Annotated in this window: 14 protein-coding genes and 1 tRNA gene; 1 reads left to right on the top strand and 14 read right to left on the bottom strand. The window is 67.1% G+C overall.

Annotated elements, in window-relative coordinates:
• Positions 1 to 105: 105 nt before the first annotated feature.
• The 8 genes from ligA to ACFQPG_RS03615 all read right to left on the bottom strand — a co-directional run bounded on the left by ligA (position 106) and on the right by ACFQPG_RS03615 (position 8,510).
• Complete coding sequence (ligA, locus tag ACFQPG_RS03650; RefSeq protein WP_380811695.1) at positions 106 to 2,100, bottom strand: NAD-dependent DNA ligase LigA; 1,995 nt, start codon at positions 2,098 to 2,100, stop codon at positions 106 to 108.
• Positions 2,101 to 2,146: 46 nt separating this feature from the next.
• Positions 2,147 to 2,854: a dienelactone hydrolase family protein gene (locus tag ACFQPG_RS03645; protein WP_380810388.1), complete on the bottom strand. Its 708-nt coding sequence runs from the start codon at positions 2,852 to 2,854 to the stop codon at positions 2,147 to 2,149.
• Positions 2,851 to 4,503, bottom strand: a complete 1,653-nt coding sequence (gene recN, locus ACFQPG_RS03640) for a DNA repair protein RecN (protein ID WP_380810386.1) — start codon at positions 4,501 to 4,503, stop codon at positions 2,851 to 2,853. The genes ACFQPG_RS03645 and recN overlap by 4 nt, the downstream gene beginning before the upstream one ends.
• Before the next feature lie 20 nt (positions 4,504 to 4,523).
• A complete protein-coding gene (locus tag ACFQPG_RS03635) occupies positions 4,524 to 5,315 on the bottom strand; it encodes an outer membrane protein assembly factor BamD (RefSeq protein ID WP_380810384.1) in 792 nt (263 codons plus the stop codon).
• A 96-nt stretch (positions 5,316 to 5,411) separates the two neighbouring features.
• The gene (gene secF, locus ACFQPG_RS03630; RefSeq protein WP_380810382.1) at positions 5,412 to 6,365 is read right to left on the bottom strand and encodes a protein translocase subunit SecF; all 954 of its coding nucleotides are present in this window, start codon (positions 6,363 to 6,365) and stop codon (positions 5,412 to 5,414) included.
• Between the two features lie 106 nt (positions 6,366 to 6,471).
• Complete coding sequence (gene secD, locus ACFQPG_RS03625) at positions 6,472 to 8,064, bottom strand: protein translocase subunit SecD (RefSeq protein WP_380810381.1); 1,593 nt, start codon at positions 8,062 to 8,064, stop codon at positions 6,472 to 6,474.
• Positions 8,064 to 8,402: a preprotein translocase subunit YajC gene (gene yajC / locus ACFQPG_RS03620; protein ID WP_380810379.1), complete on the bottom strand. Its 339-nt coding sequence runs from the start codon at positions 8,400 to 8,402 to the stop codon at positions 8,064 to 8,066. Before yajC ends, secD begins: the two co-directional genes overlap by 1 nt.
• 31 nt (positions 8,403 to 8,433) lie before the next feature.
• Positions 8,434 to 8,510, bottom strand: a tRNA-Pro gene (locus ACFQPG_RS03615).
• Positions 8,511 to 8,670: 160 nt separating this feature from the next.
• Here ACFQPG_RS03615 and ACFQPG_RS03610 point away from each other — a divergent pair.
• Positions 8,671 to 9,312: a TIGR02117 family protein gene (locus ACFQPG_RS03610; protein WP_380810378.1), complete on the top strand. Its 642-nt coding sequence runs from the start codon at positions 8,671 to 8,673 to the stop codon at positions 9,310 to 9,312.
• Here the strand turns inward: ACFQPG_RS03610 and hslU are convergent.
• The 6 genes from hslU to ACFQPG_RS03580 form a co-directional block, all read right to left on the bottom strand.
• Positions 9,300 to 10,598 carry an ATP-dependent protease ATPase subunit HslU gene (hslU, locus tag ACFQPG_RS03605; protein ID WP_380810376.1) on the bottom strand — a complete coding sequence of 433 codons (1,299 nt, stop codon included), beginning with the start codon at positions 10,596 to 10,598 and terminating at the stop codon, positions 9,300 to 9,302. The two genes, ACFQPG_RS03610 and hslU, sit on opposite strands and share 13 nt — an antisense overlap.
• A gap of 6 nt (positions 10,599 to 10,604) precedes the next feature.
• Positions 10,605 to 11,138: an ATP-dependent protease subunit HslV gene (hslV, locus tag ACFQPG_RS03600; protein WP_380810374.1), complete on the bottom strand. Its 534-nt coding sequence runs from the start codon at positions 11,136 to 11,138 to the stop codon at positions 10,605 to 10,607.
• A 25-nt stretch (positions 11,139 to 11,163) separates the two neighbouring features.
• Positions 11,164 to 12,069, bottom strand: a complete 906-nt coding sequence (locus ACFQPG_RS03595; protein WP_380810373.1) for an alpha/beta hydrolase — start codon at positions 12,067 to 12,069, stop codon at positions 11,164 to 11,166.
• Positions 12,069 to 13,535, bottom strand: coding sequence for a phospholipase D-like domain-containing protein (locus ACFQPG_RS03590; RefSeq protein WP_380810371.1), 1,467 nt, complete (start codon positions 13,533 to 13,535; stop codon positions 12,069 to 12,071). Before ACFQPG_RS03590 ends, ACFQPG_RS03595 begins: the two co-directional genes overlap by 1 nt.
• 110 nt (positions 13,536 to 13,645) lie before the next feature.
• Positions 13,646 to 14,059, bottom strand: a complete 414-nt coding sequence (locus ACFQPG_RS03585) for a holin family protein (protein ID WP_380810369.1) — start codon at positions 14,057 to 14,059, stop codon at positions 13,646 to 13,648.
• A 52-nt stretch (positions 14,060 to 14,111) separates the two neighbouring features.
• A complete protein-coding gene (locus ACFQPG_RS03580) occupies positions 14,112 to 14,678 on the bottom strand; it encodes a glycoside hydrolase family 108 protein (protein ID WP_380810367.1) in 567 nt (188 codons plus the stop codon).
• Positions 14,679 to 14,698 lie beyond the last annotated feature (20 nt).

The following is a 14,698-nucleotide window of genomic DNA, read 5'->3' as shown; positions in this document are numbered from 1 at the left end:
CAATAAGCGACAACCCCGCTCGCAGCGCGCAAATGGCGGTTTTTCGCCGCCGTCACCGTGAACATTGTGAACATTCGCCGGCGGCCACCCTCGGGTTCCGATCGGTCACGCCTCGGCGACGATCCGCGCCCAATCCTCCTCGCCGATCACCCGAACACCAAGTTCCTCGGCCTTCTTGAGCTTGGACCCGGCCCCCGGCCCTGCGACTACCAGATCCGTCTTGGCACTGACCGATCCCGCCGCGCGTGCGCCAAGCCGCTCCGCTTGCGCCTTGGCCTCGTCGCGGCTCATGGTCTGGAGGCTCCCGGTGAAGACGATCGTCTTGCCGGTCCACTCCGTCTCCCGGGCGGTGCTGACGAAGGCCGCTGGCTGCGCGACGGCAAGCAGGTCCGCCAGCTCCTCGCGATTGTGCGGCTCGTGGAAGAAGTCGTGCAGGGCCTCGGCGACCACCGGGCCGACGCCCTCGACCGCGGACAGTTCGGCTTGAGCATTCCCGCCTGTCGCCGCCGCTTCCAGCGCCTGGATTGTCCCGAAGCACTTCATCAAGTCGCGGGCGGTAACGATGCCGACGTGGCGAATGCCGAGCCCAAACAGCAGCCTGGCCGGGTCGAACCCCTTCTTCGCCTGAATCGCGGCGAGGAGATTGTCGACGCTCTTCTCCTTCCACCCCTCGCGGCCGAGCAGATCGGAGCGATGCTGGGCCAACCGCCAGATGTCCGCCGGACCCTGCAGCCAGCCGAGGCCCAGGAACTCGGCAATCGTCTTCTCGCCCAGCCCCTCGATGTCCATCGCCCCTCGGCTGACGAAGTGCCGCAGCCGCTCGAACCGCTGCGCCGGGCAGATCAGGCCGCCGGTGCAGCGGACGTCGACCTCGCCCTCCTCGGCCACCGCTTCGGACCCGCATTGCGGGCAGTGATCGGGGAATAGGTAGGGTTCGCGCGGCTCCTCCCGCGTCAGATTTTCGACCACCTGGGGGATGACGTCGCCGGCCCGCTGCACCCGCACCCGGTCGCCCTCGCGCAAACCCAACCGGGTGATCTCGTCGCGGTTGTGCAGCGTCACATTGGAGACGATCACGCCACCGACGCCCACCGGGGTCAGCCGCCCGACCGGGGTCAGCTTGCCGGTGCGGCCGACCTGGATCTCGATCTTTTCCAGCCTGGTCTCGGCTTGCTCCGCCGGAAACTTGTGCGCCAGCGCCCACCGTGGCGCCCGGGCGACCTGCCCCAACCGCTCCTGCCAATCGAGCCGGTCGACCTTGTAGACAACCCCGTCGATGTCGAATGGCAGGTCGGCGCGGGCATGCTCGATCGCGGCATAATGCTCGAGAGCCTCTTCCACGCTCTCGCAGCGGCGGAACAGCCGTTCGACGGGAAAGCCGAGCGCCCGGAGCCGGTCTACCGCCTCGTGCTGGGTTCCGGCGAGCGGCTCGCTGATCTCGCCCCACCCATGGGCCAGGAAGCGCAGCGGCCGCGCCGCAGTGACGTCCGGGTCCTTTTGCCGGAGCGACCCCGCCGCGGAATTGCGCGGATTGGCGAACACCTTCCCCCCACTCGCCTGCTGCCGCTCGTTCAGTGCGGCGAAGTCCGCCTTGGACATGTACACCTCGCCGCGCACCTCAAGGATGCGGGGTGCGCCGGTCAGCTCCTGCGGCACATCCCCGATGGTCCGAACATTCGCGGTCACGTCCTCGCCGATCGTTCCGTCGCCCCGGGTCGCGGCCAGCACAAGCGCGCCGCCCTCGTACCGCAGCGAGCAACTCAGCCCGTCGATCTTCGGCTCGGCGGTCAGCGCTACCGGCTCATCCCCTGCCAGATTGAGGAAACGCCGCACCCGGGCGACGAACTCCCGCACCTCCTCGGCCGAAAAGCCATTCTCCAGGCTGAGCATCGGCCGCGCGTGCGTGACCTTGGCGAGTGCTGACGAAGGCGCCGCGCCGACTACCGTGGACGGCGAGTCCGCGCGGACCAGATGGGGGAAGCGCGCCTCCAGCTCGGCATTCTCGCGGACCAGCGCGTCATAGTCGGCGTCGCTGATCTCCGGCGCGTCACGGTCGTGGTAGAGCCGGTTGTGGCGCGCAATCTCCCGCGCCAGCCGCATCAGGCGATTGGCGGCCTCCGCTTCGCTCAGGTCCTGTGTCGCCACCTCAGCCGAACAGCTCGTCCAGGAACAGCTCCAGCGAAGCCCAGCTGCGCCGCGCAGCCGCCGCCTGATATTCGACGCCCTCGATCCCGATCTCATGCGCCTTGGGATTGGTGAAGCCATGGCCTGTGTGGCCATAGGCATGGATCTGCCAGTCGCAGCCTGCCTCCGTCAGCTCCTTGCCGAGTGCAACCACGGCGTCCGGCGGCACCATCGGGTCGTCCCAGCCGTGGTAGGCCGCGACTTTCGCCTTGATCGGTCGCGGAGCGAGGCCCGGCGGATCGAACAGGCCGTGGAAGCTGGCCACGCCTGCCACGTCCGCGCCGCTCCGGGCGAGATCGAGCACGCACAGCCCGCCGAAGCAGAAGCCGATGGCGGCGATCCGGCTCGCGTCCACACCTTGTTGCTGCCGCGCGGATTCGACCACCGCCAACATCCGGTCGCGTAGCGCTTCGCGGTCGCCCTTCAGCCGTCCCATCTCACCGAACATCGTGTCGCGCGGCGCGTCCCGGAACGCCTTGCCGAACAGGTCGGCGATGAATGCGTGGTAGCCGCCTTCGTTCAGCCGGCGGGCAAAGCCGCGCTCCAGGTCGGTGACGCCCATCACCGTCGGCACCACCACTACCGTGGCCCGCGCCTCGCCGGCTGTCGGCACGAACACATGCTCCAGCGCTTCGCCCCGGAACTCCTGTGAAATCCCCTGTTCGCTCATGCTGCCTCCAATAGCCGCGCGGCCTGCGCCCGCGCTTCGTCCGTCACTGCCGCGCCCGACAGCATTCGTGCAATCTCTTCGCGGCGCTCGTCGGTGCCCAGCTTGCGGACAGTGGTCCGTGTGCCACCTGGGCCGTGGCTCTTCTCGATCCGGTAATGATGCGCCGCCCGCGCCGCCACCTGCGGCGAATGGGTGACCACCAGCAGCTGCGATTGCTGCGCCAGCCGCGCCAGCCGCTCGCCGATCGCGCTCGCCACCGCACCGCCGACGCCGCGGTCGATCTCGTCGAAGATCATGGTGGTTGCCCCGCCCGCCTCCGCCAACGCCACCTTGAGCGCGAGAATGAAGCGCGACAGCTCGCCGCCCGACGCGATCTTGGTGAGCGGTCCAAACGGCGCGCCAGGATTGGTGGAAACCTCAAACTCGACCCGGTCCGCGCCAGCCGGCCCCGGTTCCGCTGCACTGACCGCCGTGCGGAGCCGCGCGGCCTCAAGCTTCAACGGCGCAAGTTCCCGCTCCACCGCGGCGTCCAGCCTTGCCGCCGCAGTGGTGCGGGCGACCGTTAACTGCGCCGCGGCAGCATCGAAGGCGGCGCGCGCCTGCTCCAGCGCCTGCTCCAACTCGGCAATCTGCTGACTGCCGGCATCGATGGCCGCAAGCTTCGCCTGCATCTCCTCGCCGAGGGCGGCGAGTGCATCGGCGTCCACCCGATGCTTGCGGGCAAGCGCGCGAATATCGAACAGCCGGGCTTCTACCACATCGAGGCGAGCCGGATCGAAGGCCAGTGCATCGGCCGCCCGAGTGATCTTGTCCTCCGCTTCGCTGCCCTCGATCAGTGCCCGGTCCAGCGCAGCAAGCGCATCGGCGAGCAACGGATGGTCCGCTGCGCCGCGCTCTATCCTGCGCGCAGCGAGCCGCAACTGCGCCAGGGCGCCGTCCGAACCGCCGAGCAGGTCATCGAGTCCGGTCAAAGCTTCCCCCGCCTTGGCTCCGGCCTGCATGGCGGCGCGCTGTTCGGCCAGCAGCGTTTCCTCGCCCGCTTCCGGGGCGAGGGCGGCGATCTCCCCGGCGGCGTGGGCCAGATAATCACGGTCGCGCTCCGCTTCGGCAGTGCGACGGCGCTGCTCCTCCAGCGTGGCGGACAGACGCTGGACCTCCGCCCACGCCGCCGCCGCCTCCCGCGAGTCGATGCGCCCGAAGGCGTCGAGCAGCGCGCGATGACCCTTGGGGTTCAGCAGGCCGCGGTCGTCATGCTGGCCATGAATTTCGACCAGGGTCGTGCCGACATCGCGCAAGGTCGCCGCCGGCGCTGCCGAGCCGCCGACGAACGCCCGGCTGCCCCCATCCGCCTTGACCGTGCGGCGCAGCAGCAGCGGTTCGCCCGGCTCGACCTCCACGCCTGCGTCGTCCAGCAGCCGAAGCGCCGCATGCGCGGGCGAAAGCTCGAACTCGGCCGACACCGACGCGCCCTCCTGCCCGGTCCGGACGAGGCCACTGTCAGCCCGCGCGCCGAGTGCCAGCCCAAGAGAGTCCAACAGGATCGACTTGCCCGCGCCTGTCTCGCCGGTAAGAACCCCGAGGCCCTCCCCGAATTCGATTTCCAGCCGGTCGATAAGCACCACGTCGCGGATGACGAGTTGCCTCAGCATCGCGCGGGGTCAGCCCCTTCTCAGCTTGCGGCGGCGGGCTGCGGCGAGTGCCGGCCGATCAGCGCGTAAGCACGCTGGTACCAGTCGGTGCCGGGGTAGTTGCGCCCGAGAACCGCGGCGGCCTTCTGCGCTTCTGCAGGGATACCAAGCGCCAGGTAGCTCTCGACCAGCCGCAGCAGCGCTTCGGGCGTGTGGCTGGTGGTCTGATACTTGTCGACCACCACCCGGAAGCGGCTGACCGATGCCAGCCAATTGCCCGAACGCTGGTAGAAGCGGCCGACCTCCATCTCCTTGCCGGCAAGGTGGTCGTTGATGAGGTCCAGCTTGAGCCGCGCGTCGGCCGAATAGCGGCTTTCCGGGTAGCGGCGGATCAGCTCGTTGAACGCATCGGACGCCTGCTGGGTGACCCGCTGGTCGCGGGTCACATCGGCGATCTGATTGTAGTGGCTCATCGCAATCAGGTAATGCGCGTAGGGCGCATCCTTATTGCCCGGGTGGATGGTCAGGAAGCGCTGCGCCGAGCTGATCGTCTCGGGATAGGAGCGCGCCATGTAATAGCTGAACGCGCTCATCAGCTGCGCCCGCCGAGCCCACACGGAATAGGGATGCTGGCGCTCGACCTCGTCGAACAGCTTCGCGCTTTCGGCGTAGCGCCCTTGCTCCATGCGCTTCTTGGCGAGGCCATAGAGCGTGTTCACGTCGGTCGCTACATAGGCCGTATCGGTCTTGACCTTGTTGCGGGCGCAGCCCCCGGCAGGAAGCACCACGGCGCAGGCAACCAGAACCAGGGCGATACGGGACGTCTTCAGCATGGATGGCCTTCTAGCGCTGCTCATCGGGCGAGGGAAGCTGCGCAATGACGCGCGTGGGATGAATGCCGCCTGTCTTCGGCCCGGCCGCCAGGTGGATCAAACCGCGGCCTTGGCGCCGGCCGGGGTTTCCTCGTCCAGCCTGATGAAGCTGTCGGGCGTGATGCCGAGCCAGACCAGCATCGGCGCCGAGATGTAGATGGACGAATAGGTCCCGATGAAGGTGCCGAGCAGGATTGCCAGGGTCAGCCCGAAGATCACGTCCGGACCGAGGAACAGCAGCACCGCCAGCGCGATCATGATCGACAGCGAGGTGACGATGGTTCGCGACAGCGTCTCGTTCAGCGACAGGTTGAGCAAGGGAACGATCGCCATCTTCCGGTACTTGCGCAGATTCTCCCGGATGCGGTCGTAGATGACCACCGTGTCGTTCAGCGAATAGCCGACCACCGCGAGGAAGGCGGCGACGATGTTCAGATCGACCTGCATCTGGGTCAACGCAAAGAAGCCAAGGATCATCGACACGTCGTGAAACAGGGTGACCAGCGCGCCGACGCCGAACTGCCACTCGAACCGGAACCAGATGTAGAGCGCGATCCCGAGCATCGCCAGGCTGATCGCCAGCGCGCCGTCCCACGCCAGTTCTTCGCTGACCTTGCCGGACACCGACTCGCCCGCGTCGACCTGCACCCCGGGGTAGGAGCGCTGCAACAGGCTGCGGACTTCAGTCACCACACGATTGGACGCCGACTCGGGACCGTCCGGTCGCGGCAGGCGGATCTGGTAGGTGCGGTCATCGCCGAATTCCTGGATGCTCGCCTCCCCGACATTCAGCGCCCCCACGCGGCCGCGCAGTTCCTCGATGTCCACCGGCTGGGCAAAGGTGGCGCGAACCACCTGTCCTCCAACGAAGTCGATGCCGAGGTTCAGCCCGCGAATGCCAACCAGCACGAGGCTGGCGATCGTCGCGGCGATCGAGATCGCCAGCGCGATGTTACGCCAGCGCATGAAGTCGATGTTGGTGTTGTCCGGGACGAGCTTGAGAAGCTTCATGACGCCATGATCCTGACGGCCCTCTCTCCCGTTCGTGCCGAGCAAAGCCGAGAGGCGTCAGGGCGTCTGTCGGGTTCGCGCGAAACAAACCGGAGATTGGGGGTCTTCAAATGTGGAGCTCCCGCGGACGCGAGCGCTTGACCCACAGCGCGACCAGCATGCGGGTGAAGTTCACCGCCGTGAAGACAGAGGTGATGATGCCGATGAACAGCACCACCGCGAAGCCACGGATCGGACCCGAGCCGAAGTAGTACATCAGGGCGGCGGCGATGGTGTTTGTGATGTTGGCATCGAAGATGGCCGTCGAGGCCTCCTTGTAGCCGGTATCGATTGCGTCGAGGATCTTGCGTCCTCGCCTCTGTTCTTCGCGGATACGCTCGTTGATCAGCACGTTGGCGTCGACCGCTGCACCGATGGTCAGCACGAAGCCCGCGATTCCCGGCAGGGTCAGTGTCGCGTTGAAGATCGCCATGATGCCCAGGATCAGCAGCGCGTTCACCAGCAACGCCGCGGTCGCATAGACTCCGAAGCGGCCGTAGGTGACCAACATGAACAGGATCACCGCTGCGGTGGCGGCGATGCTGGCGACGGTTCCCGAATCGATCGAGTCCTTGCCTAGTTCGGCGCTGACCGTGCGTTCCTCGACGACGTTGAGCTTCACCGGCAGTTTGCCCGAGGCAAGGCTGATCGCCAGCGCGTTGGCGCTCTCGACGGTGAAATTGCCGCTGATCTGCGCCTGACCGCCGAGGATTGGCTCGTTGATATTGGGCGCGGACAAAACCTTGTCGTCGAGGATGATGGCGAACGGCTTGCCCACATTCTCCTGCGTGACCCGGCCGAAGCGGCGGGCGCCGGCGGCGTTGAAGGTAATGCTGACCACCGGCGCGCCGCTCTGCTGCTCGAAGGTCTGCTTGGCGTCGACGAGTTGCTCGCCCGACACCATCACCCGGCGCTGAACGGCGATAGCGCCGCTGCCGTCGGCCATCGGCAGCACCTGGCTGCCCGCCGGGGCGCGGCCCTGCGCGACCTGCGCCGGGTCGGCAGCAAAATCGACCAGCTTGAACTCCAGCCGTGCGGTCTGACCGATCAGGCTCTTGAGAGCCTCGGGGTCCTCGACACCCGGCACCTGAACGAGGATTCGACGCTCGCCCTGATTGACGACGGTGATCTCCTTGGTGCCGCTGGGGTCGATCCGGCGGCGGACCACGTCCCGGGCGACGGTCATCGCGTCCTTGAGAGCCTGAGCATTGCCCGCTTCGGTCGCGATCATCTCTACCCGGTTGCCGTCGATTGGAACCACGTCCCATGTCCGCGCGCCCGTCATCCCGACGGGTTGCGTCAGGGTACGCATCCGTTCGACCGCGTCATCGAGCTGCGCGGGATCGCGGACCATGAACGAGATGCGCCCGCCAGACGTCGAGACATCGCCGACCGCGACCCGCGGACTGCGCCGAAGCTCGGTCTGGACATTGTCCTCCATCGCCGCGATCCGCTGCTTGGCGGCGTCGGCGAGGTCGGCCTCAAGCAAAAGCTGGCTTCCCCCGGCAAGGTCGAGGCCAAGGTTGATCTGTGACTTGGGCGCCCAGCCCGGCCATTGCGCGACCTCGGCTTTGGGAAAGATGCTGGGGATCGCGAAGATGATGCCGAAGACGATCGTCAGGGTGATCGCCCAGATCTTCCACCGCGGAAAGTCGAGCATCAGTCGTTGGCCGGCTTCGTCGGCGCGGTGAGGACCTGGCTGATCGTCGCCTTGACGACCCGAACCTTGACGCCCTGCGCGATCTCCACCTCGGCTTCGCGCTCATCGAGCACGCGCGTGACCCGCCCGCGGATTCCGCCGCCAGTGACCACCTCGTCGCCCTTGACGATGCCTTCCACCGCCTTCTGATGTTCCTTCACCCGCTTCTGCTGGGGCCGGATCATCAGGAAATAGAAGATGACGAAGATGAGGACCCAGGGCAGGATCCCGATCCACGGCGAAGCGCCACCGGCGGGAGCGGCCGCGGCGGCCGTCATCAGGGAAAAGGTGCTGATCATTGGCGTTTGTTGAAACCTTCGCGGGCCTAAATGGTCGGGGCGACTGGATTCGAACCAGCGACCCCCACACCCCCAGTGTGATGCGCTACCAGGCTGCGCTACGCCCCGACCGATGCCGCCGCGTGATGCCCGGATGGACAATCCTCGCAGCGACGGGGCGCATCTAAGGGGCGCGGCGGTGCAAGGCAAGTGACGTGGCGAAAGGGGCAAGGTGGCGCGGCGGAGACGAGGGCGGAAGAAAAGGACGCTGACACGGGTGCTGTGGGCAATGGCCATGGTGCCCATGCTGTACCTGTTGGCGGCGCTGATCGGTGCGGTGGTGCCACTCAATAGTGAGTGGAACGAGCCCGGCCGGGGCACCACCGTCTATCTCCGTTCCAACGGCATCCATGTGGATATCGTCATGCCGGCGGTCGCCCAGGGGCTCGACTGGCGGCCTTATTTTCCTGGCGGTCATTTCCGCGCTGCCACTGCTCAACCGGAGTGGTTCGGCTTCGGCGCGGGCGAGCGGCGGGTGTATCTGGACACCCCGACCTGGTGGGACCTCAGCCCGCGCACGTTGTGGGCGGGCGTCGCTGGCGGCGAGCGGGTGGTACACGTCGACCGGACCGTCCACCCCGGAGCCGACCTCCGCGCCATCCGCCTTCGGCCGGAGGAATATCGCCGCCTGTGGGCCGCGGTGCGGGCGCAATTCGTCCTGACCGGGCGCAGCCAGCCGATCCGCCTCGACCATCCCGGCTACGGACCTAACGACGCCTTCTACGAAGGGCGCGGCACGGCCAGTGCGATCAACACCTGCAACAACTGGGTTGCCCAGCAGCTCCGCCTGGCCGGGGTGGAGGTCAGCCTCTGGCCACCGTTCCCGCTCGGGCTGACGTGGCGGTACCGGAAGGCCGATCAGAGCACGTAGCGGCTCAGATCGGCATTGCGCGCAATCCCCGCCAGCTGCTGGTCGACGAACGCGGCATCGACCACCAGCGTCTCGCCTCGGCGATCCTCAGCTTCGAAGCTGATCGTCTCGAGCAGCTTTTCCATCACCGTCTGAAGCCGCCGCGCGCCGATATTCTCGAGCGCCTCGTTCACTTCCGCGGCGATCCGGGCCAGGCCGCGGATGCCGTCCTCGGCAAACTCGATCGTCACACCCTCCGTGCCCAGCAACGCGCGATATTGATCGGTCAGGCTGGCGCGAGTCGCCGACAGGATGCGAACGAAATCCTCCTCGGTCAGCGCTTTCAGTTCAACGCGGATGGGGAGACGCCCCTGAAGCTCCGGCAGCAGGTCGGCCGGCTTGGCCACGTGGAACGCGCCGGACGCGATGAACAGGATATGGTCGGTCTTGATCGCCCCATATTTGGTCGCCACCGTGGTTCCTTCGATCAGCGGCAGCAGGTCGCGCTGGACGCCTTCGCGGCTGACGGAGCCGCCGCGCACGTCGCTGACTGCGATTTTGTCGATCTCGTCGAGGAAGACGATCCCGTTCGCCTCGGCATCGGCCAGCGCCGCGCGGTTCACATCGTCCTGGTCGAGCCTCTTGTCGGCTTCCTCCTCCACCAGCTTGGAAAAGGCGGCCGGGACCTTGAGCTTGCGCCGCTTCTTGGGCGCTCCGCCCATAGCCTTGGACATCATCTCGCTCAGGTTGATCATGCCGATGCCGCCAGCCCCGGGCAATTCGAGCCCCATGTTCGGAGCCTCGGAGACGTCGATCTCGACCTCCGCGGTGTCGAGGCTGCCGTCGGAGAAGCGCTGGCGGAACGAGGCACGCGTAGCCTCGCTCGAGCCCTTGCCGGTCAGCGCGTCCAGCAGGCGGTCCATCGCCGCCTCTTCTGCCGCCGCCCGCACACGCTCGCGCCGGCGGTCCTTTTCCAGCCGCACCGCTTCCTCGACCAGGTCGCGGGCGATCTGCTCGACGTCGCGGCCGACATAGCCGACCTCGGTGAACTTGGTCGCCTCGACCTTGATGAACGGCGCATCGGCGAGCTTGGCCAGCCGGCGGCTGATCTCCGTCTTGCCGCAGCCCGTCGGCCCGATCATCAGGATGTTCTTGGGCGTGACCTCGTCGCGCAGCTCCGGGTCGAGCTTCTGCCGCCGCCACCGGTTTCGCAGCGCCACCGCCACCGCGCGCTTGGCGTCGGCCTGGCCGATGATATGCTCGTCCAGGGCCTGCACAATGGCCTTGGGGGTCAGATTGTCGTTCATGTGGTCCTAGACTGTTTCGACCGTCAGCCGGTCGTTGGTGAAAACGCACACTTCGGCGGCGATCGCCATGGCACGGCGGGCGAGCTTTTCCGGGTCGCTTTCGTAGTCCGCCAGAGCGCGTGCCGCGGCTAAAGCGTAATTGCCGCCCGACCCGATTGCAGCGATCCCGGCCTCCGGCTCCAGCACGTCGCCATTGCCGGTCAGGATCAGCATGACCTCCGCATCGGCGACGATCATCATCGCCTCCAGGTTGCGGAGATATTTATCGGTCCGCCAGTCCTTGGCCAGCTCGACGGCGGCGCGCATCAGCTGACCGTTGTGCTGCTCCAGCTTGCGCTCCAGCCGCTCGAACAGGGTGAAGGCATCCGCGGTCGCCCCGGCGAATCCGCCCACCACCTTGCCGCCTTCGCCGATCCGCCGGACCTTGCGCGCGTTGGGCTTCATCACCGTATTGCCCATCGACACCTGCCCGTCGCCGGCAATCACCGTCCGCCCGTCCTTCTTGACGCCCAGGATCGTCGTCCCGTGCCAGCTTTCCATGAATGCTCCCGCTCCAATGCGTCCTTCAGGTGGGTGGCGGCAGGGCGGAGCGCAAGAAAGCGACCGCATCGTCCAGCGTCGGCACGCGGTCGCGGAATGGCCGGGCCAGGGCAATCACCGGGTCGGCATGGTTGGCGCCCTTGTAGACGAGCAGCTCGACCGGGGCGCCCAGCTCGCGCAGGCGTTCCGCCAGGCGCCGGCTGTTCTTGGCGTACACGATCCGGTCCGAGCTGCCGTGGATCAGCAGGATCGGCGGGGCGTCGCGGCGGACGTAGGTGATGGGCTGGGTCTCGACCGGATCGGGCCAATGGCCGAACGCCTGCCGCCCGCGGCGCTCGCGAAAGGGCGCGAAATCATACGGACCGCTCAACAACACCGCGGCCTTGACGGTATCGCGCGGCAGCCCGACTCCGTCGAGCCAGCGCGTGTCCAGTGCCAGCATCGCGCCAATGTAGGCGCCCGCCGAATGGCCTGACAGGACGATCCGGTTCGGGTCGCCCCCGAATTGCCCGATGTTCCTGCGGACCCACCGGACCGCCATGGCCGCGTCCCAAAGGAAGCCCGGATAGCGCACCGACGGCGCGAGGCGGTAGTCCGGCACCACTCCGATGAACCCCTGGCGCGCGAACGCCGCTCCGGCAAAGCCATATTCGCTGCGAGAGCCGGAATGCCATCCGCCGCCGTAGAAGAAGATCACCACCGGCAAGGTCTCGCCGTCCAGGTGAGCGCGCGGCCCCCAGATATCCAGCCGGTGACGCTCGTGGGGGCCGTACGGAACGCCCTCCCGCGCCAGCCGCGAGCGGTCGCGGCCGGGGGTCAGGCGATCGAGCCGGTTCAGCAGCGCGACCGGGCTCCAGCCGCGGCGGTTGAACGCTTCCGCCACCGCCGTCGGCACGCCCCGCCACCGCGATCGGCTCGGCTGCCGTCCCATCAAGCGCTGGACAAGGCCTGCCGCCGCCGGCGCGGAAAGCGGGCGCGCAAGCCCTGAAACAGGCTGCGGCGGGTGAATCCCTCGAACATCTGGTCCGGGTTCTTGGGATCGAGCAACTCGGTGTCGGCGATGAACTTCTGCCCCTCACTCGGCTTCTCGAACTCGAGCAGCTGCAGCGTGCGGCCACTATGGCCGAGGGCGTCGATGGTGGCGAGCAATGAGCCGGTGGCCGCAAACTGCTCCCGCACCGCGCTTTCCTCGACGCCGAGATGTTCGGCCATCAGCCGGGTGCGAAGGCCGGCGATGACCTTCATCTCGTCGTCGCCGGCCGCTTCCATCGCAACGTCACATTCGCTGTCGAGCCCGAGCGAGCGGTTGTTCATGTTGGACGAGCCCACGCGCAGGATGCGGTCGTCGACGACCATCACCTTGGCATGGACGTAGATGTCCTCCCCGCCATCCGTCTTCGGCGTGAAGATGCGGAACCTGTTGTGAGTGTCGGACCGGCCGATGATCTGCCCCAGGCGAACCCGGGTCGCATCCATCGCCACTTGTTCCAGCCAGCCGTCGGCATGGATCGGGTTGACCAGGACGAACTCGGGCGGATCGTCTTCCATCATCCGTGCGCGGATCGCGGCGGCGATCCGCGGCGAGGCAAAATACTGGCTTTCGGCGTAGATGAACCTCTGCGCCGCAGCGATCATGTCGAGAAACAACGCTTCGCTTTCGCGGATCTCGCCATGCCCGCGATAATCGGCCCGCGTGCGGGCAATTGCGAACTCCGCCCCGATCAGGTGCGCTTCGAGCCCCTCCGGCCAGATTTCCGGAGCCTCGGTGACCGGCTGCAGCGTCTCGCCAGTCGCGCGCTTCCAGCGTTCGCGGGCAAGCTCGCCCAGCGCTCGTGCCAGCGGGCCGGTCACCGCGGAGGTCGCATCGTGCCAGGGACCATAGGGCCGCCCGTTGGGGCGGAGCCGGTCGGGATCGTGGTCCGCGTGGGCGGGCCTGTCCCAGCGGTCCCCAGTCATGTCGATCCCGCCGCACACCGCGAAGCAATCGTCGATGACCACGATCTTCTGGTGGTGGCTGCAGCCCTTGGGATGGGCCCCGTCGAGCTTGAAGGTGATCGAGCGGGTCAGGGCCAGGCGGATGATCCACCAGATCGCGCTGCCGCGGAACAAGGTCTTGAGCGCACCGAAATCCCATTTGAGGATCTTGATCGCGACATGAGGCTTGGCCTTGGCCAGGCCAAGCAGGAAGCGGCCGAGGGTCTCGTCCTTGTTGGCCTCGTCGGTCCGGTCGAGCTTGATCCGCGGGTCGAAGTCCCAGCCGATGATCAGGACCTGATGACGTGCATCGAGCATCGCCTGGCGGATCACGCGATAATAATCGCAGGCGTCGATGATCACCGCCGCCTTGTCCGCCCGCTCGATCCGCCAGCAATTCCGTCTCAGATCAAACAGGCCCATCCGCACCCTCCCTCCCGCGAAGATGCACGATCGGGCCTGTTCGTTCCAGTGAGACCGCTAAGATCCTGCCGTCAGCGTTCGGCCGCGGTCAGGTCGAACGCTCGCACAGGTCAGCCTTCGACTCCCTTGACCTTGCCCCAGGTGCGAGCGGCGGTGTAGCCGAGGTAGCCGGTCCCGAAGAGGGTATACAGCTCGTCCGGGATGCCCTTGAGGTAGGACGTCATGCCCCGCGCAACCGCTTCCGCCATGCGGGGGTCGGCCGCAGAGATGAGGCCCATCGGGATCGCCCACAGGATCAGGGCATACATCATGTAAAGGAAGCTCGGCCGGGCGCGACTGGTCCAGGGATCGGCCGCGGCAGCCTCAGCGACGATCGCCTGCATCTGCTCGTTGATCGCCTGCACCTCCTGGTCGCCTTGGACCCTGAGCAGTTCGAGCTTGGCCTTGTCGCGGGCCTGGGGGTCGGGAATGATCTTGTCGAGCAGCTTGGTGAGCGGCCCGACGACGGCTTCGATGATCGCCATTTCAACTACTCCGCGGGGTTCAAATGTTCACAATGTTCACGGTGACGAAGGGTCAGTTCGCTTCCTCACCAATCCGGTTCGCCAGCCAGCCGTAGAGAAAAGCTTCGTTGGCCGGCCGCTTCTCCGCGAGGCTGAGGTAGCGCTCACCCTGCAGCGCCTCGAGGGCGCGCAGCAGGACGGTTTCTCCGCGCTCGGCTCCACGCACTTCCAGGAAGCGGTCGAGTGCCGAAAGGGTTCGGGGCCCCACCCGCCCGTCGGGCGTCAGGTCGGGGTAGTCTGAAGCGTTGCGGTTCAAGGCCGTCAGTGCCCGCTGGAGGAACGTCGCGGCGACCGCCGGCCCCATGTTGGCGCCGGTGTCGAACAGCTCGGCGGCGACGCGAGGTGCCCGGCGGGCAACCTGGTCGAAGCGGGGCCGGAGCCAGTACAGGCGGCGGTAGACGGCTACAGCCTCCTCGCGGGGAAAATGGCTCATCGCCCCGCCAAAGCCGTGCGCCCGGGCAACCGCTTCGGTGATTCCATAGCGGGTCGGGCCGCCACGATCGGCAGGATGGCTGACATAGCCGCCTTCCCGCTCGATCAGGCCGTCGATCAGCTCTTCGATCATGCTACCGTCCGTCATGCGACTCACTCCCGCTCAGT

Source organism: Sphingomonas sp. GCM10030256, from assembly GCF_042666415.1.
Lineage (GTDB): Bacteria > Pseudomonadota > Alphaproteobacteria > Sphingomonadales > Sphingomonadaceae > Sphingomicrobium.
The sequence above is the reverse complement of the archived record's forward strand: the minus strand, read 5'-3'. Positions and strand labels throughout refer to the sequence as shown.